General features: G+C 67.6%; 1 protein-coding gene. It reads right to left on the bottom strand.

Going from position 1 to position 299, the window contains the following annotated elements:
• Positions 1–31: 31 nt before the first annotated feature.
• Positions 32–299 (bottom strand): cytochrome c-type biogenesis CcmF C-terminal domain-containing protein (locus AB2B41_RS23445; protein ID WP_367880241.1); only part of this gene is annotated, 268 nt, incomplete at its 5' end.

Raw genomic sequence — 299 nt, 5'->3', positions numbered from 1 at the left:
TGAGCATCTGCGCCACCGGGTAGAAGCGTTTCTAGGGCCGAAGTTCGGAAAACTGAAGGCCATCATGCGAGAGCGTCAGGAACCCAAAGGTCGAGACGTAGTTCGGACCGCGCACCACCTGCACGTCGTTGAGGGTCAGCTCGTAGCTGCCCACCTCCCACGGCTGGCCGATCTGGGCCACGCGGATGTCGTCCACCGTCCCGGCGGTCAGCCCGGCAACGCCCGCCATGGTCACGCCGTGCCCCGCATGAGCCACCGCCTTGCCCCAGTCGGCGCGCGGCAGGCGCATCAGGCGGCCA

Source organism: Sulfitobacter sediminis (genome assembly GCF_040811725.1).
GTDB lineage: Bacteria > Pseudomonadota > Alphaproteobacteria > Rhodobacterales > Rhodobacteraceae > Sulfitobacter > Sulfitobacter sediminis.
This window is presented reverse-complemented; position numbering and strand designations above follow the sequence as displayed.